The sequence below is a fragment of the Lysobacter terrestris genome (assembly GCF_014489475.1).
GTDB lineage: Bacteria > Pseudomonadota > Gammaproteobacteria > Xanthomonadales > Xanthomonadaceae > Agrilutibacter > Agrilutibacter terrestris.
Genome location: NZ_CP060820.1, coordinates 2,813,272 through 2,836,599, shown reverse-complemented (window position 1 = coordinate 2,836,599; position 23,328 = coordinate 2,813,272). Strand labels below are relative to the sequence as shown.

At 69.6% G+C, this 23,328-nt stretch carries 22 protein-coding genes; 18 read left to right on the top strand and 4 right to left on the bottom strand.

From position 1 onward, the window contains the following. Positions 1–97: 97 nt before the first annotated feature. The 4 genes from nirK to azu all read left to right on the top strand — a co-directional run bounded on the left by nirK (position 98) and on the right by azu (position 3,763). Positions 98–1,627: a copper-containing nitrite reductase gene (gene nirK / locus H8B22_RS13250; RefSeq protein ID WP_225876209.1), complete on the top strand. Its 1,530-nt coding sequence runs from the start codon at positions 98–100 to the stop codon at positions 1,625–1,627. Between the two features lie 221 nt (positions 1,628–1,848). Beyond that, positions 1,849–2,604 carry a formylglycine-generating enzyme family protein gene (locus H8B22_RS13245; RefSeq protein ID WP_225876352.1) on the top strand — a complete coding sequence of 252 codons (756 nt, stop codon included), beginning with the start codon at positions 1,849–1,851 and terminating at the stop codon, positions 2,602–2,604. Further along, entirely contained in the window at positions 2,601–3,209 is a 609-nt protein-coding gene (locus tag H8B22_RS13240) for an SCO family protein (RefSeq protein ID WP_187711865.1), read from the top strand. Before H8B22_RS13245 ends, H8B22_RS13240 begins: the two co-directional genes overlap by 4 nt. 95 nt (positions 3,210–3,304) lie before the next feature. After that, positions 3,305–3,763 (top strand): azurin, encoded by a 459-nt coding sequence (azu, locus tag H8B22_RS13235; RefSeq protein ID WP_187711864.1) that lies wholly within the window; start codon positions 3,305–3,307, stop codon positions 3,761–3,763. A gap of 267 nt (positions 3,764–4,030) precedes the next feature. Here the strand turns inward: azu and H8B22_RS13230 are convergent, their stop codons facing one another. Continuing rightward, positions 4,031–5,287, bottom strand: a complete 1,257-nt coding sequence (locus tag H8B22_RS13230) for an MgtC/SapB family protein (RefSeq protein ID WP_208456900.1) — start codon at positions 5,285–5,287, stop codon at positions 4,031–4,033. 88 nt (positions 5,288–5,375) lie between these two features. Here H8B22_RS13230 and H8B22_RS13225 point away from each other — a divergent pair, with 88 nt between their 5' ends. Continuing rightward, complete coding sequence (locus H8B22_RS13225) at positions 5,376–5,648, top strand: DUF6868 family protein (RefSeq protein WP_187711863.1); 273 nt, start codon at positions 5,376–5,378, stop codon at positions 5,646–5,648. Next, positions 5,645–6,418 carry an SDR family NAD(P)-dependent oxidoreductase gene (locus tag H8B22_RS13220; protein ID WP_187711862.1) on the top strand — a complete coding sequence of 258 codons (774 nt, stop codon included), beginning with the start codon at positions 5,645–5,647 and terminating at the stop codon, positions 6,416–6,418. The genes H8B22_RS13225 and H8B22_RS13220 overlap by 4 nt, the downstream gene beginning before the upstream one ends. A 48-nt stretch (positions 6,419–6,466) precedes the next feature. Here H8B22_RS13220 and H8B22_RS13215 read toward each other — a convergent pair whose 3' ends face one another. Next, a complete protein-coding gene (locus tag H8B22_RS13215) occupies positions 6,467–7,282 on the bottom strand; it encodes a universal stress protein (protein WP_187711861.1) in 816 nt (271 codons plus the stop codon). A gap of 158 nt (positions 7,283–7,440) precedes the next feature. Here H8B22_RS13215 and ccoN point away from each other — a divergent pair, with 158 nt between their 5' ends. From ccoN to H8B22_RS13165, 10 genes are read left to right on the top strand one after another with little or no spacing between them, the layout of a single operon-like run. Continuing rightward, positions 7,441–8,943: a cytochrome-c oxidase, cbb3-type subunit I gene (gene ccoN, locus H8B22_RS13210; protein ID WP_187711860.1), complete on the top strand. Its 1,503-nt coding sequence runs from the start codon at positions 7,441–7,443 to the stop codon at positions 8,941–8,943. Positions 8,944–8,952: 9 nt separating this feature from the next. Then, positions 8,953–9,582 carry a cytochrome-c oxidase, cbb3-type subunit II gene (gene ccoO / locus H8B22_RS13205; protein ID WP_187711859.1) on the top strand — a complete coding sequence of 210 codons (630 nt, stop codon included), beginning with the start codon at positions 8,953–8,955 and terminating at the stop codon, positions 9,580–9,582. A 3-nt stretch (positions 9,583–9,585) separates the two neighbouring features. Continuing rightward, positions 9,586–9,744, top strand: coding sequence for a cbb3-type cytochrome oxidase subunit 3 (locus tag H8B22_RS13200; RefSeq protein ID WP_187711858.1), 159 nt, complete (start codon positions 9,586–9,588; stop codon positions 9,742–9,744). After that, complete coding sequence (ccoP, locus tag H8B22_RS13195) at positions 9,741–10,691, top strand: cytochrome-c oxidase, cbb3-type subunit III (protein ID WP_187711857.1); 951 nt, start codon at positions 9,741–9,743, stop codon at positions 10,689–10,691. The genes H8B22_RS13200 and ccoP overlap by 4 nt, the downstream gene beginning before the upstream one ends. A 9-nt stretch (positions 10,692–10,700) precedes the next feature. Next, positions 10,701–10,988: a hypothetical protein gene (locus tag H8B22_RS13190; RefSeq protein ID WP_187711856.1), complete on the top strand. Its 288-nt coding sequence runs from the start codon at positions 10,701–10,703 to the stop codon at positions 10,986–10,988. Between the two features lie 23 nt (positions 10,989–11,011). Continuing rightward, positions 11,012–12,550, top strand: a complete 1,539-nt coding sequence (locus H8B22_RS13185) for a 4Fe-4S dicluster domain-containing protein (RefSeq protein ID WP_187711855.1) — start codon at positions 11,012–11,014, stop codon at positions 12,548–12,550. Next, a complete protein-coding gene (locus tag H8B22_RS13180; protein ID WP_225876208.1) occupies positions 12,547–13,098 on the top strand; it encodes a FixH family protein in 552 nt (183 codons plus the stop codon). The genes H8B22_RS13185 and H8B22_RS13180 overlap by 4 nt, the downstream gene beginning before the upstream one ends. 4 nt (positions 13,099–13,102) lie before the next feature. Beyond that, the gene (locus H8B22_RS13175) at positions 13,103–15,574 is read left to right on the top strand and encodes a heavy metal translocating P-type ATPase (protein WP_187711854.1); all 2,472 of its coding nucleotides are present in this window, start codon (positions 13,103–13,105) and stop codon (positions 15,572–15,574) included. Further along, complete coding sequence (gene ccoS, locus H8B22_RS13170) at positions 15,571–15,750, top strand: cbb3-type cytochrome oxidase assembly protein CcoS (protein ID WP_187711853.1); 180 nt, start codon at positions 15,571–15,573, stop codon at positions 15,748–15,750. Before H8B22_RS13175 ends, ccoS begins: the two co-directional genes overlap by 4 nt. Beyond that, on the top strand, positions 15,740–16,462 hold the full coding sequence (locus H8B22_RS13165) for a sulfite exporter TauE/SafE family protein (protein ID WP_187711852.1): 723 nt from the start codon (positions 15,740–15,742) through the stop codon (positions 16,460–16,462). The genes ccoS and H8B22_RS13165 overlap by 11 nt, the downstream gene beginning before the upstream one ends. Positions 16,463–16,481: 19 nt before the next feature. Here the strand turns inward: H8B22_RS13165 and fnr are convergent, their stop codons facing one another. Beyond that, on the bottom strand, positions 16,482–17,243 hold the full coding sequence (gene fnr / locus H8B22_RS13160; protein ID WP_187711851.1) for a fumarate/nitrate reduction transcriptional regulator Fnr: 762 nt from the start codon (positions 17,241–17,243) through the stop codon (positions 16,482–16,484). A gap of 332 nt (positions 17,244–17,575) precedes the next feature. Between fnr and H8B22_RS13155 the strand changes: the two genes are divergently transcribed. Together H8B22_RS13155 and H8B22_RS13150 are read left to right on the top strand one after the other, a co-directional pair. After that, positions 17,576–19,363, top strand: coding sequence for a S8 family serine peptidase (locus H8B22_RS13155; protein WP_187711850.1), 1,788 nt, complete (start codon positions 17,576–17,578; stop codon positions 19,361–19,363). 14 nt (positions 19,364–19,377) lie between these two features. Next, positions 19,378–20,853: a hypothetical protein gene (locus H8B22_RS13150; protein WP_187711849.1), complete on the top strand. Its 1,476-nt coding sequence runs from the start codon at positions 19,378–19,380 to the stop codon at positions 20,851–20,853. An 80-nt stretch (positions 20,854–20,933) separates the two neighbouring features. On the opposite strand, the gene H8B22_RS13145 is transcribed toward H8B22_RS13150, so the two are convergent. Next, positions 20,934–23,282: a winged helix-turn-helix domain-containing protein gene (locus H8B22_RS13145; RefSeq protein WP_187711848.1), complete on the bottom strand. Its 2,349-nt coding sequence runs from the start codon at positions 23,280–23,282 to the stop codon at positions 20,934–20,936. Between the last annotated feature and the right edge of the window lie 46 nt (positions 23,283–23,328).

Sequence of the window (23,328 nt, the reverse complement as noted above, 5' to 3'; positions counted from 1 at the left end):
CCCGCTCCATTTTGATCTGGGTCAACGTGGCCCATCGCCGCCGGGAACACCCTACGAACAACGGCCAAGCCGGCCATCGAGGAAGAAGGGGAACACCGTGCGCACCACGAAGAGGGGAATGTTCGCCACCTGCGCCATTGCCGCCGCGATCGCCATCGGCGCGTCCGGCTGCACCGCCACGCAGACGCCCGCCGATGCCAAGGCTGCGGCGCCCAGCAGCGACACCGGCGGTTCGCTGAAAGGCGATTTCGGCCCGCCGCGCGGCAAGGAGATCAAGGCCGCGCTCACCTCGCCGCCATTGGTGCCGCCGCCGGTGAACCGCGATTACCCCGCCAAGGTCGTCGTCGAACTCGACGTCGTCGAGAAGGAGATGCCGATCTCCGAAGGCGTGAGCTACACCTTCTGGACCTTCGGCGGCACCGTGCCCGGCAGTTTCATCCGCGTGCGCCAGGGCGACACCGTGCAGTTCCACCTGCGCAACATGCCGGACAGCAAGATGCCGCACAACATCGACCTGCACGGCGTCACCGGTCCCGGTGGCGGCGCGGCGTCGAGCTTCACCGCGCCCGGCCACGTCTCGCGCTTCACCTTCAAGGCGCTCAACGCCGGCCTGTACGTCTATCACTGCGCGACCGCGCCGGTCGGCATGCATGTCGCCAACGGCATGTACGGCCTGATCCTGGTTGAACCGCCGGAGGGCCTGCCCAAGGTCGACCGCGAGTACTACGTGATGCAGGGCGACTTCTACACCGCCGGCAAGTACCGCGAGAAGGGCCACCAGCCTTTCGACATGGAGAAGGCGATCGAGGAGCACCCGACCTACGTGCTGTTCAACGGCGCAGAAGGCTCGCTGACCGGCGACAAGGCGCTCAAGGCCAGTACCGGTGAAACCGTGCGTCTGTTCGTCGGCAACGGCGGCCCGAACCTCGTGTCGAGTTTCCACGTGATCGGCGAGATCTTCGACAAGGTCTGGTACGAGGGCGGCACCCACTTCCAGGAGAACGTGCAGACCACGCTGATCCCGGCAGGCGGCGCGGCGATCATGGATTTCCACGTCGAAGTGCCGGGCAGCTACGTGCTGGTCGACCACTCGATCTTCCGCGCCTTCAACAAGGGCGCGCTGGCGATCCTCAAGGCCGACGGCGCCGAGCGCAAGGACATCTATTCGGGCAAGGAAGTCGACGCGGTGTACATCGGCGACCGCGCACAGCCGAACATGAGCGCGGTCGCCACGGCCGCCGCATCCGCCAAGACCGGCGAGCTGACGCTGCAGGAGCAGATCGACGCCGGCAAGGCGCTGTTCACCGGCACCTGCTCCACCTGCCACCAGCCGCAGGGCCAGGGCATGGAGGGCGTGTTCCCGCCGCTGGCGAAGTCCGACTACATCGCCGCCGATCCCAAGCGCGTGCCCGGCGCGATCCTGCACGGACTGGTCGGTCCGGTGAAGGTCAACGGCAAGGACTACAACTCGAACATGCCGCCGATGAGCCAGCTCACCGACGACGAGGTGGCCAACATCGCGACCTACGTGCTCAACAGCTGGGGCAATCCCGGTGGCCGCGTGAGCAAGGACGAGGCCGCGGCGATCCGCAAGCAGGCGCCGGCCAATGCGTCGGGTGGTCATTGAACGGAACGCTGGAATCCGCCATGCGCCCTGCCACCACCACCGTAGCCCGGGTAAGGCCGAAGGCCGCACCCGGGTCCGCATCGGGACACAAAATCGAACCCCGCACGCCTCCTTTTGCAGCGCGCGGCGGCGCGTTCGACCGCGCGACGGAACGAAGCGCGTCGCGGCGCGGTGCGCTCCGCTTACCCGGGCTACGCCAGCTCCGCAAAGTATTCGCCGCCCTGCTGCTCGCGCTCCCGCTCGCCGGCCTCGCCGGCGATGCGGGGCCGCGTTACGTCGGTCTGCCGGGCGGCACTTTCGTATCCGCGTTGCAGTACGAGGACGCGAAGACCGGCGTGCGCGTGGCGCCGTTCGCACTGATGCGCAAGCCGGTCACGAATGCGGACTTCCTCGCCTTCGTACGCGCGCATCCGCAATGGCAGCGCGACCGCGTCGCCGGCGTGCTGGCCGAACCGCGCTACCTGTCGCACTGGGCGTCGCCCACCGCCCTCGGCCCGCAGGCACTGCCGCAGCAGCCGGTGGTGTGGGTGAGCTGGTTCGCCGCGAACGCCTACTGCGAATCGATCGATGCACGGCTGCCGACCTGGTCGGAATGGGAATACGCCGCGGCCGCCGACGAAACCCGCAAGGACGCGCGCAAGGACCCCGCATGGCGCGAACGCATCCTCGCCTGGTACGCACGCCCTTCCAACGAAGCGCTGCCACGCGCCGGGCTGCAGGCCGCCAATGCCTGGGGCGTGCAGGACCTGCATGGCCTGGTCTGGGAATGGACCGACGACTATTCCTCGCTGCTGGTATCGGGCGACAACCGCGACCAGGGCGATCCCGACCGTATGAAGTTCTGCGGCGCCGGCGCGCTCTCGATGCAGGACCGCGAGAACTACGCGGTGCTGATGCGCGTGGCGATGCTGTCCTCGCTGGAAGGCGCCGACGCCACCGCCAACCTCGGATTCCGCTGCGCCAGGAGCGCTCGATGAAAAAGTCCTTCCGTGCCCTGTTGTTCGCGGTCCTGGCCGGGCTCGCCTTCACCCTGCTGAGCGCCGCCGCCCTGGCCGCCGATTCCGCGCCCAAGCCGGCTCCCCTGCCCCGCGACTCGGTGTACCAGCTGCCATTGCGATTGACCGACCAGTCCGCGCAGGTGTGGGACTGGCGCACGCGGCGCGGCCGCCCGCAACTGGTGTCGATGTTCTACACCTCGTGCCAGTACATCTGTCCGTTGATCGTCGACTCCGGCAAGGCGATCGACCACAACCTTACCCCGGCGCAGCGCGCGCGCCTGCGAGTGCTGCTGATCAGCATGGACCCGGCGCACGACACACCCGCCGCCCTGCAATCCATCGTCGACAAGCGCCGGCTCGACCCGCAACGCTGGACGCTCGCCGCACCGCCCGCCGCCGACGTGCGCGCCGTCGCCGGGGTGCTGGGCATCCGCTACCGCGCCCTGGCCGACGGCAACTTCAACCACACCAGCGCACTCGTGCTGCTCGATGCCGACGGTCGCATCCTCGCGCGCACCGAGCAGGTCGGCAGCCGTCCCGACCCCGAGTTCCTGGCCGCGGTGCGCAAGGCCACGACGCCGTGAACCTGCAACGCCCGCCATTGCCGACGAACAAGCCGGGGCTCCGGCAATAGCGGCGGCGATGGCGGGCCATTCCCTCCACAACCATCGAGACCACCATGAAAACCACGCACACCCTGTTCGCCGGACTGGCGCTGCTCACCGCCTCGGCATTCGCCCACGCCGCACCCAATTGCACCGTCCGCCTCAAGGGCAACGACGCGATGCAGTTCGACCTGAAGACTGCAACGGTTTCGGCGTCGTGCCCGAAGATCACCATCGAACTCACGCACGCCGGCAAGCTGGCCGCGCAGGTGATGGGGCACAACGTCGTGATCAGCCAGACGGTCGATATGAACGCGATCAATGCCGCCGGCATGAAAGCCGGTGCGGCAGCGGGTTACGTGCCCAAGGGCGATACGAAGGTGATCGCCGCCACGCCCGTCGTCGGCGGCGGCGCGAGCACCAAGACCACCTTCGCCGGCAACAAGCTCAAGGCCGGCGGCGACTACAGCTTCTTCTGCTCGTTCCCTGGGCACGCGACGTTGATGAAGGGCAAGCTGGTGGTGACGAAGTAAGCGACGCGCGTCGCCTTCACTTCACTTCACCTCCCCTCCCCTCAACCTGCGTTGCTGCGCAACGCTGTCCCTCGCTGTGCCCCCGGCCCTTGCGCATGTGGCGCAAGGGCGTTCAGTCGAGCGTGCGCCAGTGGCGCACAAGCGCCCGCCTTCACCCCGCAAGCGGGGCGAGGGAATTGGTCACGTCCTTCTCCCCGCGCATGGCGCGGGGAGAAGGCGCCCCGTAGGGGCGGATGAGGGGCGCCTTTTGCGACGCACAGAAACGAACTACACCACCCAAGCCACCACCCCAAACGCCACCACCATCGCCACGATGCCCGGCGCGAGCCGTAGCGCATAGGCGCGGCCGCCGGTCAGGAACGCCATCACCAGCTTCATCGCCGAATTGGCGGCGAACGCGAACGCAATGCCCGGCACAGCGGTTTCCGCACCGATGCGCCCGACCGCGACCAGCTGTGCTGCCGAAGCCGCGGCCGCGTGCACGTCGGCGATGCCCGATGCCGCCAGCGTCCACTCCAGCGCCGCATCCCCCAACCAGGCCAGCATCGCTGCGGACAGCAGCATCACCGCGGCGACGATGGCCACGAACACCAGCGCATGCTTCGGTTCGAACGCCCGTCCCGTCAGTTGCGTGCCGTGCGCTTCGACGCGACGCGTGGCCCAGGCGGCGCCCAGCGCGAACAGCGCAATCACCCCACCGGCTGCGGCGATCGGCGGCCACAGCGCCACGAGCAGCGGCGGCGACAACGTCCCCGCGATGACCGCGAGCTGTACCACCGTGCTCACGTTGGAAGCCACGCCGGCGCCGGCACAGGCGGTGGCCAGTTCCGGATTCGCCCGGGCCCGGTTGCCCATGCTGGCGATCGTTGCGGTACTGGAGGCGAAGCCCCCTGCCAGTCCTGCGAGCAACAGGCCGGTCCGCGCACCGAACACGCGCAGGGCGACATGGCCCGCGGCATTGATCGCCATGATGATCACGGCCAGCAGCCAGAGCTTGTGCAGGTTCAGCACCTGCCAGGGATCGATGGCGCGGTCGGGCAGCAACGGCAGCACGATCGCGGCCGCGGCGGCCAGCAGCAATGCGTCGTGCAGCTCCTGTTCGGTAAGGACATTGCTGACGAAGCGGTGCACCCTCGACTTGGCCGACAGCAGCAGCGCGACCGCGACCCCCAGCGCGGCGGCCAGCGTGGTCTCGCGCATCGCCAGGACGCCGAGCAGGAACACCACCAGCATGGCCACTTCGGTGGTCAGCCCCGGATCGCGCCCGCGGCTGTGGCGATAGCTCGCCAACGCCGCCAGGGCGGTGAACGCGCCCGCAATCGCGATGCCCACGCCCCCCAGCAGGGCCGCGATCGCCCCGGCAAGCGCGATGAGGGCGAACGTGCGCACGCCGGCGGCACCGGAGGCGGCGCCCTCGCCCTTGCGGCGCTCGCGTTCGATCCCGACGAGCAGCCCGACGCCGACGGCGACCGCAAGCCCCTTGAGCGTGTCCACATCCATCATGCCGGCAGCTTCGTCCAGCACGAGGCGCGCCGCAATCCCGGTTGACCCGGATCAAGGCCGTCGTGGCCGCTTGGGCCTACAGTCGATGTGCCTGCCGGAGGACACCGCCATGCCACTCGCCCAGATCACCCTCGCGCAGCTCCAATCCTTCCTGCTGTGGGCAGGGCTGTTGAACTACGCCGTTCTGCTCGTTGCCTTCTTCGCCTGGGCGCTCGCCGGCGACACCCTGTACCGCCTGCACGCGCGCTGGTTCCCCATCGACCGAACCCAAGCCCACGCCGCGGTGTACCTGATGCTGGGGCTGTACAAGCTCGGCATCTGGCTGCTCTTCCTCATCCCCTGGCTGGTACTGCGCATCATGTTCAACGGAGCCACGCCATGAAACGCCTCGAAGACAAGGTATGCATCATCACCGGCGCCGCGCTCGGCATCGGTCGCGCGTGCGCGATGCGGATGGCCCAGGAAGGCGCCCGGATCGCGATCTTCGACGTGCTCGACGACGCCGGCGCAACACTGGCCGACGAATTGCGCGTGCTCGGGGCCGACGCCGGGTACTGGCACGTCGACGTGAGTCGCGAAGCCGACGTGGCGCGTGCGATCGATGCAGTCGCCGCCCGCTTCGGGGCCGTGCACGTGCTGGTCAACAACGCCGGCATCGCCGGTGCCAGCAAGCCCACGCACGAACTCACCGAGGCCGAGTGGGACCGTGTCCAGGCGGTCAACGTCAAGGGTGTGTTCTTCTGCACCAAGCATGCGATCCCGCACCTGCGCCGGGCCGGTCGCGCCAGCATCGTGAACCTGTCGTCGATCTATGGTCTGGTCGGCGCGCCCGACGTGCCGCCCTACCATGCAGCCAAGGGCGCGGTGCGGTTGATGAGCAAGACCGACGCGCTGCTGTATGCGGCCGACGGCATCCGCGTGAACTCGGTGCATCCCGGCTACATCCGCACGCCGATGGTCGAACACCACCTGCGCGAGAGTGGCGCCACCGACCTGGAAGCGGCCATCGTCGAAGTCGGTCGCCTGCATCCGCTCGGACACATGGGCGAAGCCGACGACATCGCCTGGGGCGTCGTGTACCTGGCGTCGGACGAAGCGAAATTCGTCACCGGCGCCGAACTGGTGATCGACGGCGGCTATACCGCGCGCTGAGGGGACCGTCCTGCCCGCCGCTTCCCATGCGGAGCGACGGGCACGGCATCAATGCCGCATCAGCAACGGCAGGTCGGTCTGCTGCAGCATGTAGCGGGTCACGCCGCCCAGCACCCGCTCGGCGAAACGCGAACGACCGTAGGCGCCCATCACCAGCAGGTCGGCGTAGGCGGCACGGGCCGCTTCGTGGATGAGGCGGCCATCGTCGACGTCGCCTTCGAGCAGTTCGAACTCCACGGCGAAGTCGTGGCGCCGGCACCAGGCTTCCAGCGCGAATTCCGGAGCCGGCACGGGCGGCAGGCCCGGATGGCGCCGTCCCATCAGCAGCACGATGCGGCGCGCGCGACGCAGCAGCGGCAACGCGCCGTGCAGGGCGCGGATCGCCTCGATCGAACCGTTCCAGGCGATGGCGATGCATTCCAGCTGCAGTTCCTGCCGACCCGGCGGCACCACCAGGCACGGTACGTCGACGTGCAGCGCGATCGATGCCAGTGCGGCCGGCGTGGCCCACGGGTCCTCGTCGTCGCGGGCCAGGACCAGCAGGTCGTGCCAGTTGCCGGCATAGCGCAGCGCATCACCGACGTGCCCCTGCGCCACCAGCCATTGCGGGAATACCGCGCCGCTGGATTCGGCAAAGGCCTCGAACATGGGCCCGGCCGAGCGGGCCAGGCCGATCTGTTCGTCGATCGCGGCAGCGTATTCGGCGAGCAACAGGCCGGCGTCGTAATCCCAGACGGGGGGAATGCCGCCCTGCACGATATGCAGCGCGGTCAGGCCGGATCGCAGTTGCCCGGCCAGGCGGGTGGCGAACAGCACGCCGGGATCCCATTCGGGATAACGCGATGCGCGAACCAGCAGATCCATGGCGTTTCTCCTGCAGATCGGGCCCCGCAGTCCGGGCCCGGAATCCATGCTCCGCCTTCGGCGCGGAGGCGACTTGATCTGGATCAAGTCGCCGCAGGGGGCGGATCCCGACAATTTCCCCAACCGCAATTTCGCCAACACCTGGACGGGAATCCTCCATGACTGCGAACGACTCCGCGCAACCGCTGGTCGGCGACGCACCGGCCGTGTCCGGCGCGCCAACGACGGCGCGCGACGGCTATTACAACGACAAGGTGGTGCTGCAGTTCTCGGTCGCGACCGTGGTCTGGGGCATCGTCGGCATGGCCGTGGGCGTGCTGATCGCCGCGCAGTTGTACTGGCCGACGCTTGGCGAGGGCATCCCGTGGTTGAGTTACGGCCGCCTGCGCCCGCTGCACACCAACGCGGTGATCTTCGCCTTCGGCGGCTGCGCCCTGTTCGCGACCTCGCTGCACGTGGTGCAACGCACCTGCCACGTGCGGCTGCTGTCCGACCGCCTGGCGTCGTTCGTGTTCTGGGGCTGGCAGGCGGTGATCGTCGCCGCGGCGATCACGCTGCCGCTGGGCATCACCCAGGGCAAGGAATACGCCGAACTCGAATGGCCGATCGACCTGCTGATCACCGCCGTGTGGGTCGGCTACGCCGTGCTGTTCTTCGGCACCATCGCCAAGCGCCGGGTCAAGCACATCTACGTCGCCAACTGGTTCTACGGCGGCTTCATCCTCGCCGTCGCCCTGCTGCACATCGTCAACAACATCGCGATGCCGGCGGGCCTGACCAAGTCGTATTCGGCCTACACCGGCGCAGTCGATGCGATGGTGCAGTGGTGGTACGGCCACAACGCGGTCGGCTTCTTCCTGACCGCGGGCTTCCTCGGGATGATGTACTACTTCGTGCCCAAGCAGGCCGAGCGCCCGATCTACTCGTACCGGCTGTCGATCGTGCACTTCTGGGCGCTGATCGCCGTGTACATGTGGGCCGGCCCGCACCACCTGCAGTACACCGCCCTGCCCGACTGGGCGCAGTCGGTGGGCATGGTGTTCTCGCTGATCCTGCTGGCGCCGTCGTGGGGCGGCGCGATGAATGGCGTGCTCACGCTCTCGGGCGTCTGGCACAAGCTGCGCACCGACCCGATCCTCAAGTTCCTCATCGTCGCGATCAGCTTCTACATGATCGCCACCTTCGAGGGACCGATGATGTCGATCAAGACGGTCAACTCGCTGTCGCACTACACCGACTGGACCATCGGCCACGTGCATGCCGGCGCGCTGGGCTGGGTGGCGATGATCTCGATCGGCTCGCTGTACGCGCTGATGCCGCGCCTGCTCGGCCTGAAGGGCATGTATTCGACGAAGTGGATCGACCTGCACTTCTGGATCCACACGCTGGGCGTCGTCTTCTACATCGCCTCGATGTGGATCGCCGGGGTGATGCAGGGCCTGATGTGGCGCGCGACCAACGCCGACGGAACCCTGACCTACAGCTTCGTCGAGGCGCTCAACGCGACCTATCCCTACTACCTGGTGCGCTTCGGCGGCGGCCTGCTGGTGCTCGCGGGCATGGGCCTGATGGCGCTGAACACATGGAAGACCTTCGCGATGGCGAAGGAGCGCGCGCCGCAGCCGGTGCTCGCGCCCGACTTGAACGATGCGCGCGCCTGAGGAATCAAGATGAGCGACAAGCACACTCCCAACCCGCACGAGAAGATCGAGAAGAACGTCGGCCTGATGGCCGTACTGATCGCGGTCGCCGTGTCCTTCGGCGGCCTCGCCGAGATCGTGCCGCTGATGTACCAGGCCGAGGCGATCCAGCCGTTGCCGGGCGTGAAGCCCTACCCCGCGCTGCAGCTCGCCGGCCGCGACGTGTACGTGCGCGAGGGCTGCTACAACTGCCACTCGCAGATGGTGCGCACGCTGCGCTTCGAGACCGAACGCTACGGCCATTACTCGCTGGCCGGCGAATCGGTCTACGACCGGCCGTTCCAGTGGGGCTCCAAGCGCACCGGTCCCGACCTGGCGCGCGTGGGCGGCCGCTATTCCGACGACTGGCACCGCGTGCACCTGGTCAACCCGCGCGATGTCGTGCCGGAATCCAACATGCCGTCGTTCCCGTGGCTTGCGGAGAACGCACTCGACGGCCAGGAAGTCACCGCCCGCATGCACGCGCTCAAGAAGCTGGGCGATCCCTACACCGACGCGCAGCTGCGCACGGCGGCCGACGAGGTCGCCGGCAAGACCGAACTCGACGCCGTGGTCGCCTACCTGCAGGCGCTCGGCAAGCACGCACCGCGGGGAGGCTGAGCCATGGTTTCCGGAATCATCACTGCAACGCTGCTGGTGGTGTTCGTCGCCGGCTGGGCCTGGGCGTGGAGCCCGCGCCGCCGCCGGGATTTCGAGGAAGCGGCACGCCTGCCGCTGGATGATGGCCCGCGCGCCGTCGACATCGGGGAGTCCGAACGATGAGCAACGCCTGGTCGTGGTACGTCATCGCACTGGTCGTGCTCAACATCGCCGGCTGCGGCTGGCTGCTGTGGTGGACGGCCAAGCGCCGCCCCGGCGATCCCAAGCCGGAAGACACCAGCCACGTGTGGGACGGCGATCTCACCGAGTACAACAAGCCGCTGCCGAAATGGTGGATCAACCTGTTCTGGCTGACCATCGTCTTCAGCATCGGCTACCTGGCGTGGTACCCGGGCTTCGGCAACTTCGCCGGCTACGGCCGCTGGTCGTCGCAGCAGGAACACGCGCAGCGCAAGGCCGCCTATGACGCGACGCTGGAAGGCACCTTCGCGCCGTTCAAGAACCAGCCGATCAACGTGCTGGCCGCCGATCCCGAGGCGCGCAAGCTCGGCCGCTCGATCTTCAACAACACCTGCGCGACCTGCCACGGTTCGTCCGCGCAGGGCGCGATCGGCTACCCGAACCTCACCGACGACATCTGGCACTGGGGCGGCTCGCCCGAGCGCGTGCTGGAGACGGTGCTCGATGGGCGCGAAGGCGTGATGCCGGAATGGGGCACGGTGCTGACCGGCATGGGCGGCGAGAACGGGGTCGACTATGTCGTCGCCTACGTGCGCACGCTGGCCACGCCGGGCCAATCGCTGCAGAACGACTACATGGCCGCGCAGGGCAAGAAGCTCTATGACGGCATCTGCGTCGCCTGCCACGGCGTCGACGGCAAGGGCAACCAGCAGATGGGCGCGCCCGACCTCACCGACGACTATTGGTTGTACGGCAAGAGCAACCAGGCGCTGCGCCAGACCATCGCCAAGGGTCGCCACGGTTCGATGCCCGCGCATCGCGAACTGCTCGGCGAGACCCGCGCGCGCCTGGTCGCCGCCTATGTCTGGTCGCTGTCGAACCCGCCGCAAGGCAAGGGCGCCGCGTCCGCCGCCCCGGCCGCACGCTAGGCAACGCGCATGGGCACGCCCGCACCCGGCTTCGACCATCCGCCCCGCCCGCTCGCGCAGCGCATCGGCGCCATCGCGTGGCCGAGCTTCTTCGCCGCGGGCGTGGCGACGATGGTGTTCTTCGCCTTCGTCGATCCGCTGGCGCTGCGCGACATGACCTTCCCGTCGCTGCCGCTGACGCGCGAACTCGGCTACACGGTCGGCTTCTTCATGTTCTGGCTGGCGACGGCGTCGTCCAGCCTGTTCACCTGGTGGCTGCTGCGGCCGGCGAGCCGCTTCAACCGCGCGCTGCGCTAGGCATGCGCGCGAGGAGTCCGTAGTTGAGCAAGTCCATCGACATCGCCCTGGCCGACGACAATGGTTCGTTCTACGTCAGCGAGCGCAAGGTCTATCCGCGCGACGTCAGCGGCCGCTTCGACGTGTTGCGCAAGGTCGCGGTGGCGTGGCTGCTGGGCATGTTCTACGTGTTCCCGTGGCTGCGCTGGGACGGGCGCCAGGCGGTGCTGTTCGACCTGCCGGCGCGCAAGTTCCACGTGTTCGGGCTGACGTTCTGGCCGCAGGATTTCCCGCTGCTAGCGTTGCTGCTGATCATCGCCGGCGTGTCGCTGTTCTTCTTCACTGCGCTGGCCGGGCGGCTGTGGTGCGGCTACGCCTGCCCGCAGACGGTGTGGACCGAGACGTTCCTGTGGATGGAGCGCTGGACCGAGGGCGACCGCAACGCGCGCATGAAACTCGACGCCGCGCCGTGGTCGGCGAACAAGCTGCTGCGCAAGGGCGCCAAGCACCTGCTGTGGCTGGTGTTCGCGCTGTGGACCGGCTTCACCTTCGTCGGCTTCTTCACCCCGATCACCGAACTCGGCGCACGCCTTCCGTTCGACCTCGGCGGCTGGGAAGCCTTCTGGATCCTGTTCTACGCGCTGGCGACCTGGGGCAACGCCGGCTTCCTGCGCGAACAGGTGTGCAAGTACATGTGCCCGTACGCGCGCTTCCAGAGCGCGATGTTCGACCGCAACACCCTGCTGATCGCCTACGACCCGATGCGCGGCGAGCCACGCGGCCCGCGCAAGCGCGGCCTCGGCGACGTGCTCGCGCGCGGCCGCGGCCTGCTCGCCAGGGCCACCGCCTTCGATTACGTGTTCCGCGCCAGCCGTCATCCGAGCGCGGCGGACGCGCGCCTGCAGGCCCACGGCACGATCACCTTCGACGGCGGCAACGAGGCCGAGCCGCTGCCGAAGTTCACGCCGGAGCAACTGGGCGACTGCATCGACTGCACGATCTGCGTGCAGGTGTGCCCGGTCGGCATCGACATCCGCAACGGCCTGCAATACGAGTGCATCGCCTGCGGCGCCTGCGTGGACGCCTGCGACGAAGTGATGGCGAAGATGGGCTTCGCCAAGGGCCTGGTCCGCTACACCACGCAGAACGCGCTCGACGGCAAGGGCACGCGCGTGCTGCGTCCGCGCATCTTCGTCTACGGCACGCTGCTGCTGGTACTGCTGGGCGCCTTCGCCTGGGGCGTGGGCGCGCGCACGCCGCTGATCGCCGAAGTGCTGCGCGACCGCAACGCGCTGTACCGCGAGACCGCCACCGGCATCGAGAACGGCTACACCCTCAAGCTGGTGAACAAGACCGAAAACGCGCAGCGCTATCGGGTGCAACTGCGCGACGTCGCGGCCGGCATGGCCTTGCAGGCGCCGCCGGTGGTCGCGGTGGCGGCGGGTGAAGTCGCGTCGGTGCCGGTTACGGTCGTCGCTCCCGCCGATACCCGCGGGCGCCGCGCGGTCCACTTCGACGTCACCGCGGTGGACGGCAGCGCAACGCAGCGCGTCGAAAGCAGCTTCTTCGGACCGACGCCATGACCCTCGACACCATGACCCTCGAAAATCGCGTGCATGCATCGGAACAACGCCCGGCCTGGCGCGAACCGATGGTCTGGCTGGTCGCGGCTATTCCCGCCGCGGCGGTGATCGCGACGATCGCCTTGCTGGTGGTGTCGGCGCGCTCGTCAGGCAACAACGATGCCGTCGCCGATCGCGTGCAGCGCACCGCGCAGGTGCAGGTCGCCGACCTCGGCCCCGACGCGACCGCGCGCGAGCTGCGCCTGAGCGCGATCGTGCGTCTCGACACCGCACGCGGCGCCAGTGCGATCGAGGTGCTGCCGGTGGACGGCGGCTTCGCACGCGACGCACCGCTGCTGCTATCGCTGCACCATCCCGCGATCGCCGGGTTCGACCGCACGTTCGTGCTCGCGCCGACCGCGACCGGCTGGCGCAGCAACGGCGGCATCGACCTGGGCCACGATTGGAACGTCCAGCTCGCCGCGGAAGACGGCCGCTGGCGCCTGCAGGGCCGCTGGATCGGCGGCCAGCGCGCGACCTACCTGCGCCCCGCGCTGGGGGGCGAATGACGCCATGGCGGCGACGCCCGCCAGCGTGAGTGCACTGCCGGGCGCGGCGATCGTGACCGTCGCGCCTGCCTGCTTCCACTGCGGCGAACCGGTACCGGCCTCGCCCGTGCGCATCCGCCTGGATGGCGCCGAACGCGAGTTCTGCTGCGACGGCTGCGCCGCGGCCGCGCAATGGATCCGCGACGCCCGGCTCGACGACTACTACCGCCTGCGCAGCGAGCCGGCCGCTCGCGTCGACACCGACGACGCCGCATTGGCGCTGTGGGACCGCGAGGAAATCCTGGCGACGCATGCGCGCGCCGTCCCCGGTGGCCGCGAGCTCACCCTGCTCACGGACGGCATGCGCTGCGCCGCCTGCGCCTGGTTGATCGACCGCGCCCTCGCGCGCGAAGCGGGCGTGCTCGAAGTGAGCGCGAACGCGATGACCGGCCGCATCCGCATCGCCTGGGATCCAGCGCGCACCGCGCTGTCGGCGCCGTTGCGGCGACTGGCGGCTTTGGGCTACCGGCCGTACCTCGCCACCGGCGAAGCGGGTGAACGCGCCCGCCGCGCCGAACGCAACCGCTGGCTGCTGCGGCTGGGCGTGGCCGGACTGGGCGCGATGCAGGCGATGATGTTCGCCGAAGCCCTCTACCTCGATACCGCCGGCACGATGTCGCTGGCGATGCGCGACTTCCTGCGCTGGGTGACCTTCCTGGTGTCCACGCCGGTGGTGTTCTACGCCGGCTGGCCGTTCCTCGCCGGTTGCGTGCGCGAGCTGCGTCACCGCCGCCTCGGCATGGACACCCTGATCGCCACGTCCACGCTGCTGGCCTACTTCGCCAGCCTGGTCGAAACCGTGCGTGGCGGCCCGCAGGTCTGGTACGACGCGGCGGTGATGTTCGTGTTCCTGCTGCTGGCGGCGCGCATGCTCGAGCAACGCGTTCGCAGCGTCGCGACCGCGCAGGTGGATGCGCTCGCCCGGGCGAAGCCCGCCTTCGCCACGCGCGAACGCGACGACGGCGTGCGCGAACAGGTGCCGCTGGCGATGCTGGCGGTCGGCGACATCGCCTGCATCGCCGTGGGCGAAGCGGTGCCCGCCGACGGCACGCTGCTGGATGCGCGCGGCGACTTCGAGGAAGCGCTGCTGACCGGCGAATCGCGCGCCGTCGGCAAGACGCAGGGCATGCCGGTGTTCGCGGGCACGCTGTGCCGCACGCGTCCGGCACGCATCCACGTCACCGCCACCGGCGCGTCCACGCGCCTGTCGCAGCTGGCGCGCCTGGTCGAACGCGCCCAGGCGCACCGCCCCGCGCAGGCACAGGCCGCGGACCGGATCGCGGCGTGGTTCGTGCTGGCGTTGCTGGTCGTCGCCGGCGCCACCTTCCTCTTCTGGCGCGCACACGAACCGGCACGCGCCTTCGAAGTCACCCTCGCGCTGCTGGTGATCAGCTGTCCGTGCGCGCTGTCGCTGGCGGTGCCGGCGGCGCTCGCGGCCGCCAACGGCGCGCTCGCGCGCATGGGCGTGCTGCCGGTGCGCGCCGACGCGCTGGAACGGCTGGCGCGCACGACCGACGTGGTCTTCGACAAGACCGGCACCTTGGGCGACGGGCAACCGCGCCTGCTGGACGTGACCGCGTTCGACGGCATGGATCGCGCGCACGCGCTGCGCATCGCCACCGCGCTGGAACGCGACAGCGGGCATCCGCTGGCGCACGCGTTCACCACGGCGGAGCCCCAACCTGCGGCGCCACTGGCCGCGAACGATGTCATCGCCAGCGCCGGCCAGGGCCTCGAAGGATCGGTCGAAGGCACGCGCTGGCGCCTGGGTCACGCCCGCTTCGCCTGCGACCGCGACGACGACGGCGCCGTGTGGCTCGGCGACGGCCGCCGCGCCAGCGCGCGCTTCGAGATCCGCGAAAGCGAACGCCACGGCGCCCGCGAGGCATTGCAGGCCCTGCGCGACGCCGGCATGCACGTGCACCTGTCCAGCGGCGACGCCGCCGACGCCGTCGCCCGCTTCGCCCAGGCGCTGGGAATTGTCGATGCGCATGCACGGCAGACGCCCGAAGCCAAGCTCGCCCTGGTCCGCCGCCTGCAGCACGAAGGCCGCCACGTGGCGATGGTCGGCGACGGTTCCAACGATGCGCCCGTGCTCGCTGGCGCGGACGTCTCCATCGCCATGGGCGAAGGCGCCGCATTGGCGCAGGGCGCCGCCGACCTGGTGATGACCTCGCCGTCGCTGACGCGCATTCCCGCGGCGATCGCATTGGCGCGGCGCACCCGCCGGATCGTGCGACAGAACCTGGGCTGGGCGCTGGCCTACAACCTGCTCGCGCTGCCGCTGGCGATGGCGGGACTGGTCACGCCATGGCTCGCGGCGCTGGGGATGACGCTGTCCTCGCTCGCGGTGACGCTCAACGCCCTGCGGCTCGCACGCGCAACCGCGCCGGCGCTGCGCAACGCAGCTGCGGCAACGCGTGAGGTGCGCGCATGAACATCCTGCTGTTGCTCGTGCCGCTCAGCCTGATGCTGCTCCTGCTCGCGGTCGGTGCGTTCGTGTGGGCGGTGAAGCGCGGACAGTTCGACGACCTCGACACGCCCGCGCTCGACATCCTCGCCGACGATCGCGAGCCGCTGCCACCCGCCGGGGAGCACCACGATGCCGATTGACTGGCTGGTCGTCGGCGGCGCGCTGCTGAGCGGCCTGCTCGGCGGCGCGCACTGCGCGGCGATGTGCGGCGGCATCGCCACCGGCCTGTCGGTGCAGCAGCGCGGCGGCTGGTGGGTGGCGCTGCAACCCAACCTCGGCCGCATCGGCGGCTACGTGCTGGCGGGCGCGATCGTCGGCGGCATCGGCCATGGCTTGTTGGATGTGGCCCGCGTGCCGCAGCTCGCCATCGCATTGCGCGCGGCGGTGGGCGTGGTGCTGATCGTCGCCGCGTTGCGCCTGCTCGATCGCCGCGGCCGCCTGTCCTTCCTCGGCGGGGCCGGTGCCCGCGCATGGCAATGGCTGCGGCCGTTGCAACGCCGCCTGTTGCCGGCGAATACCGCGACCCGGCGCATGGCGCTGGGCCTGCTGTGGGGCTGGATGCCGTGTGGCCTGAGCACGACGCTGCTGGCGGCGGCGTGGCTACAGGCCAGTGCCTTGCACGGCGCGATGACCATGGCCGCGTTCGGCCTCGGCACGCTGCCGGTGATGCTGCCGTTGACCTGGGCCGGTGCGCGCATGGGCCAGCGCCTGCAGCGCGGCGGCTGGCGGGTCGCGATGGGGCTGTGCGTGCTGTGCTCCGGTGTGCTCACGCTGGCGGCGCCGCTGCTGATGCAGTCACCGGCGCTGCATGGCGTGCTGGCGGCGTTGGGCTGTCGCGCCCTGCCCGCCTGAGGTTGCCAGCAGAACCGTTTCAGGCGCGGCCGCGGCGCTTGGGTTCGTCGTGTTCGGCGCTGTGCGCGAGGCGGTTGAGTTCGGCCGGCTTGAGGATGTCGATGCGGCGGCCGACGACGTCGATCACGCCGTCTTCCTGCAAACGGGTGAAGCCGCGGCTCACCGTTTCCAGTGCCAGTCCGAGGTAGCGCGCGATGTCCTCGCGGCTCATCGGCAGCTTGAACTGCGTCGCCGGCTGACCGATGTTGCGGTAACGCTCGGACAGGCCGTGCAGGAACAGCGCGATGCGCTCGCCCGCCTGCCGTCGCACCAGGATGCCCAGGTGGTCCTGGTCGCGGCCCACGCTCTGCCCGATCACGCGCAGCAGCTGCTGCTGCAGCGACGGCAGTTGCGCGGCAACCACGGCCAGTTGCTCGAACGGCACCTCGCAGACGTTCGCCTCGGTCAACGCGATGGCCTCGCAGCGATGGCTGCCCGCGCCCAGGGCATCGAGCCCGATCAGTTCGCCGGGCAGGTGGAAGCCGATCACCTGCTCCTCGCCTTCCTCGCTGATGCTCACCGTCTTGAACGCGCCGTCGCGGGCCACGAACACCGCGGCCAGCGGATCGCCGGCGCGGTACAGCCGTTCGCCGCGCTCGATGGGGCGACGGCGACGCACGATCTCGTCCAGCCGTTGCAGTTCATCCGGGCTGATGCCGGCCGGCAGGCACAACTGCTGCAGCGAACAGTGCGAGCAGCCGCTCCGGAGGGTTGCCAGGTCGAGTACGGGGGCCCCGTTCATGCGTGACATGGTGCCACGCGCACGCAGCCGCCGCCTGTCCGGACGAGGCCGAACCCCGCATTCAGTCCCGCCATGGGAATGCGGCGGAGGCAGGCGGAGGCGCCTTCCGGAATCGGCCGCCGGGCCCTCAACTCTTTTCACCGAAGCCCGTCTCGGGCGCGCCGACACCCCACAAGCCCCGTTTTGATGGCCTTGTCATGGATCTGTGATCGCCGATAACGGCCACTGTCAGCCCGCGCTCAAGCGCCGTGGCCGTCCCGGGCACAGCCTGCATGGGCAGGAAACTGCGGGTGCCGCCCCCTGCGGTACCCGACCACACCCGGGAGAGAGCAATGCAACAGCGTCACCTCGTGGGGGCCATGGCGATCGCGCTGGCCACCCTGACCATCGGCTACGCCAGCAGCACCACCGGCGCGCCGGCCAAGGACACCGACCGTGTCCTGATCAAGTACAAGAAGGGCAACAAGGCCCAGCTGAAGCAGGTCCTGAAGGAGGCCGGCGCCCGCTTCCACTACAGCTTCGACAACATGGACACCATGGCCGTCACGGTGCCGGTGGCGGCGCTGGAGGGGCTCAAGCATCGCGCCGACGTCGAATCGATCGAGGTCGACGCGCCGCGCTACCCGATGGGCCAGACGATGCCGTGGGGCATCCCGCGCGTGCAGGCGCCCGAAGCGGTGGCCGCCGGCGCCGACGGCAGCGGCATCAAGGTCTGCATCATCGACTCGGGCATCAATCCGGCCCACGAGGAATTCGCCGGCATGGCCATCACCGGCGACAGCGGCAACGGCCAGCCGTGGAACGTCGACAACTGCGGCCACGGCACCCACGTCGCCGGCACCATCGCCGCGGCGGACAACGGCACCGGCGTGGTTGGCGTAAGCCCCGGCAAGGTCGCGCTGCACATCGTCAAGGTGTTCGGCGACAGCACGCCGGGCAGCTGCGGCTGGAGCTATGCGTCGACTCTGATCGACGCCGCGCAGCGCTGCCAGGCAGCGGGCGCGAAGGTCATCAACATGAGCCTGGGCGGCACCGGCAGCAGCATCGCCGAGCGCGACGCCTTCACCCGCCTGTACCAGCAGGGCGTGCTCAGCATCGCCGCGGCCGGCAACGACGGCAACGGCGCCTACAGCTATCCGGCCTCCTACGACAGCGTCGTGGCCGTGGCCGCACTGGACAGCAACAACAAGCGCGCGGCCTTCTCGCAGTTCACCAGCCAGGTGGAACTCGCCGCGCCCGGCGTCGACATCCTCAGTTCGGTGCCGTTCCGTTCGGCCGCGGTCCGCGTCGGCGACAACGACTACCCCGCCACCGCGATGGTCGGCACGGTGCAGGCCGTCGCACAGGGCGCGCTGGTCTCCGGCGGGCTCTGCACCACCACCGGCATCGACTGGAACGGCAAGGTCGTGCTGTGCAAGCGCGGCAGCAACTCCTTCGCCGACAAGGCCACGCGCGTCACCGCCGCCGGCGGCCTGGGCATGATCGTCTACAACGACATCCCGGGCGGTTTCACCGGCTCGCTGACTCCGTACGTATCGACGATCCCGGCGGTCAGCGTGACCAATGCCGACGGCGAGGCGCTGCTCGCCGGCCAGCTCGGCCAGCAGGCGCGCGTCGACACCGTGGCGATGTCGCCGGCCAGTGGCTACGGCTACATGAGCGGCACGTCGATGGCGACACCGCACGTGACCGGCGTGGCGGCACTGGCGTGGAGCGCAGCTCCACAGAAGAGCAACCAGCAGGTGCGCGAGGCGCTTTCGGTGACGGCCATCGACCTGGACGCACCGGGCCGCGACATCAACACCGGCTGGGGCCTGGTGCAGGCCAAGGCCGCCGCGAACGAACTCGTCAACGGCGGCCTGCCGCAGCCGGGTTCCACGCCGGGTCAGTTGATGGTCGTGGGCAACACGGTCAAGAACAAGTACCAGGTCGACCTGTTGTGGACGCGCGGCAACAGCACCGTCGACGTCTACCGCGGCGGCACGAAGATCATGTCCGCCATTCCCAACACGCTCGCGGCGACCGACGCGCCCAAGCTGCGCGGCAGCGGCACGCTGATCTACCAGGTCTGCAATGCCGGCACTTCGCAGTGCTCCGCCAAGGCCTCGCTGTATTACTGATTCCGGAGACAGACATGACGCTTCGCATTTCCCGCCAGGCCCTCGCCCTGGCCGCACTGATCGCCCCGCTGACCGCTTTCGCGCAGTGGTCCAAGACCGCCGACGCCAACCTGGTCATCGGCGATGGTCCGCTTGAACAGGTCCAGCCCAAGCTGGCCGCGACCGCCGACGGCGGCTACTACTCGGTGTGGTTCGACAACGCCAACGGCGGCTACGACGTCCGCCTGCAGCGACTGGACGTCAAGGGCCGACCGCAATGGGGCCACAACGGCCGGCTGGTCGCCGATCGTGGCCTGGCGTACACCACCGACTACGGCATCGATGTGGATGCCGATGGCAACGCGCTGCTGGCCTTCCACGACATCAGCCAGGTCGACGGCAAGTTCCACATCATCGTCAGCAAGGTCGCGCCCGACGGCACGCCGCTGTGGGGCAACGAATCGGGCCTGGTCCGCCTGCCGGATGGCGGCGACTACGGCGCGCTGTCGCCGCGCATCGTCGCCACCGCCGACGGCGGCGCGGTGGTCGCCTGGACGGTGAACTACAACATCAACGGCCAGGGCCGCGTGGTGCTGCAGCGGCTCGACGCCAACGGCGCCCTGCTGTGGGGCGAGCAGAACATCCAGGTTCCGCAGGTGGCCGGCACCAGTTTCATCATGGCCGACCTGCACGCCTCCGAGGACGGCGGCTTCATCGTCAGCTGGAACGCCCAGCTGGGACGCTTCATCAACCAGTTCTGGACGCAGAAGTACGACGCCAACGGGCAACCTGTGTGGGGCGCGACCCCGGTCAAGCTGTGGGACGACAACGCCAGCGGCGCGATCCCCAACGGCTCGTTCGCGCGCTTCGTCACCGACGGCAACGGCGGCGCGGTGTACTGCTGGGATTACACCTTCGGCGTTTCCAGCCGGCGCGTGCGGGTGCAGCACATCAATGCCGACGGCGGCGAGCGCTTCCCCCACAACGGCCTGCCGGTGTCCACCGACAACGTCAACAACCGCGGCGAATGCTCGGTGAGCTACGACGCCGGCAACGACGACACCTATGTGCTGTGGCGCGAACGCACCCCGGGCAGCGCCTTCTCCCAGTCCGGCATCTACGCGCAGCGCTTCGACGGCCAGGGCAACCGCCAGTGGAGCGACACCGGCAACGTGCTGCTGCCGCTGGATCCGATCGCGAAGTCGGAGGTGACGATGGTGCCGATGGGCGATGGCTTCGTCGCGGCGTGGGCACTGGAAAGCTATCCGCTGCCGATGCCGATCCAGGCGACGTACATCACCCGTGACGGCAACTACGGCTGGAGCCGCGGCATCGTCTCCATCAAGACCGGCCCCACCGGCATCTCCAAGCTGAGCGGCACCGCCAGCCGCGACGGCTACGCCGCCTTCGCCTGGAACAGCCATTCCTCCTTCACCGACAGCGACGTGGCGATCCAGAACATCGGTCGCGACGGCGTGCTCGGCAAGAAGGAATCGGGCGCGGTCAAGTAAACGTCGTACGCGGTAAAGGTTGTAGGCAACAACGCCTGCGAGGCCCCGGTTCCAAGCCGGGGCCTCTTTTTTTGCGCGGATCAATACACCAGCGGCCGCAGTGGATCGCGCTCGCCGGCCAGGCGCCGCACCGCGGCTTCGCTGTTGCCGGCGGCGCTGTGGTCGCCTAGCGCGCGATACAACGCCAGGGTGGTATGGGCGACGCGATAGTCGTTGTCGGCCAGCGTCGCGATCTCGCCGAGCAGCGCGCCGGCGCGATCGGTCGCGCCCTGCTCGACCAGGGCGACGGCATGCGCGCATCCGACGATCACGCGTGCATCCAGCGTGCCGTCCTTGCTCAGCGCCGCTTCGGCGGCGGTGAATGCCGATTCGCTGGCCGCGGGCGTTTCGCGCGCCGCCAGCAACGCCTTGGCGAGCAGCCAGGGCATGCCGTCGCGCACCTGCGCATCGGCGCGCGCCAGCCATGCGCGCGCGGCGTCGCGATCATCGACGCGCAACGCCGCCTGCACGCCGAGCAGGATCCGCTCGCCATCGGCATCGCCGGCCTTCGCCATGGCCTGCGCCAGCCCCGCCGCACCGCGGGCATCGCCGCGCACCAGGCGCAAGCGCAGGCGCAGCGCATCCAGCGCCGGCTGCGTCTCGACGCGGGCCTTGCCCTGCAGGCGCGCGATCCACGCGTCAGCCTCGCGCAGGCGGCCGTTGGCGATCGACACCCTGGCATGTACCAGGCCGATGCGCTCGGCGAGCACGGGGTTTTCGATCTCATCGATGCGTGCGGCCGCGCGCTCGATGGTGGCCAGTGCCGCCGCCGGTTGCGCCATGCGCATCTGCGAGTTCGCCTTGGCCTGCAACACCGCCACCAGGTTGTCCTGCACGCCGAAGCGCTCGAAGGTGGCGATGGCGCGATCGAACTGCTGCAACGCGCGCGTGTCGTTGCCGCGATGGCTTTCGATCATGCCCAGGTTGGTATCGACCGAAGCCGTTTCCAGTTCGTTGCCGGCGCGCTGCATCGCCAGTCGCGCCCGGCCGATGTCGGCGATCCCATCCGCTTCGTGCCCGAGCTCGACGCGGGCGATGCCACGGCCGTTGTAGGCGTTGCCCAGCAGGGCCGGATCGGACGCCCGCGCAGGCTCGAGCAGTGCCAGCGCCTCCGAGTAGCGCTGTTCGGCAACGCGGAAATCGCCGGAGCGGATCGCCGTCGCACCCAGCCCCGCCGCCGCCTGTGCCCGGATCTCGTCGGGCACGGCGCGTCCCTCCGCGAGCAGGCCGTCGAACACGCGCGTCGATTCGGCGAAGCGGCCGGCGCGGAATTCCAGTTGTCCTTCGCGCAACTGCAGTTGTGGTTCCTTCCGCAGTTCCGGCGCGGCGCCCTGGATCAGCGCGCGCGCATTGGCCAGTTGCCCGGCCAGCAGTTCCGCATCGATCTGCTGCAGGCGCTCGGCCAGCGCGGTCGGCGCGGGCGCGGCATCGCTGCGCAGGCGCCCGAGCCGGCGCAGCAGGGTATCGGTGGCCGTGGCCGCTGCGGCCAGCGCGGTGTCGCCGCGGGCTTCGACATCGACCGCCGGCTTGCCTGCTTCGAGCAGGTGCAGGCGCACCGTCCAGTCCTTGCCGCCGGCGATCGCCTGCGGCTGCATGACCCAGCGCGCGCCGGTGGTATCGAGCAGGCGTCGCGCCTGCGCATCGCCGCTGTCGCCGCGGGCCCCCGCCAGCTGCAGCACCTGGCTGCTCGGCAGGACATTCACGTCGCCGTTGCCGCGCAGGCGGCTGGCGATGTAGTCCATCGCCCCCAGCCGCACCCAGGCCTGCTCCGCGTTTTCGTCAGCGATCGTCACCGGCAGCACGACGGCGAGGCGGGATCCGGCCGCGGTCCGCGTCGTCGGGTCGACGGTGCCGTTACGACCCTGCCATCCCCACCACGACAGCAACGCCAGTGCGACCGCTGCCGCCGACACCAGCGCGGCCCAGCGCCAACGCGACTCACGCGCGGACGATGCAGTGGCCGGGCTTTCGCCTGCGACCGCCGGCGCGACATCCGTCGCGGGTTCGGGCGATGGCGCCGCAGCGTTCGTGCCGGTATCCGCGCCCGCTTCTTCAAGCGTCGTGCGCGCCATCGCATGCACCGCGGCCACCCAGTGGTAGCCGAAACGCGGCACGGTGCGGATCGTGGTCTGTTCGCTGCCGGTATCGCCTACCGCACGGCGCGCGCGCAACAACGTCTGCGCCAACACCGCGTCGCTGACGTCCACCTTGCCCCACACCGCTGCGATCAACTCGTCGCGGCCGACCGCGCGGTCGCGGTGTTCGAGCAGGTAGACCAGGCAATCGAACGACTTGGGCGGCAGCGAAATCGGCGCGCCGCAATGCCACAGTTCGCGCACGGCGGGATCGAGCACGAAGTCGCCGAAACGGTACAGGGGAGCCGGCTGCATGGCCCGCAGGCTACCCGCATTGGCGAACCCGCGCCATCGACGGAAC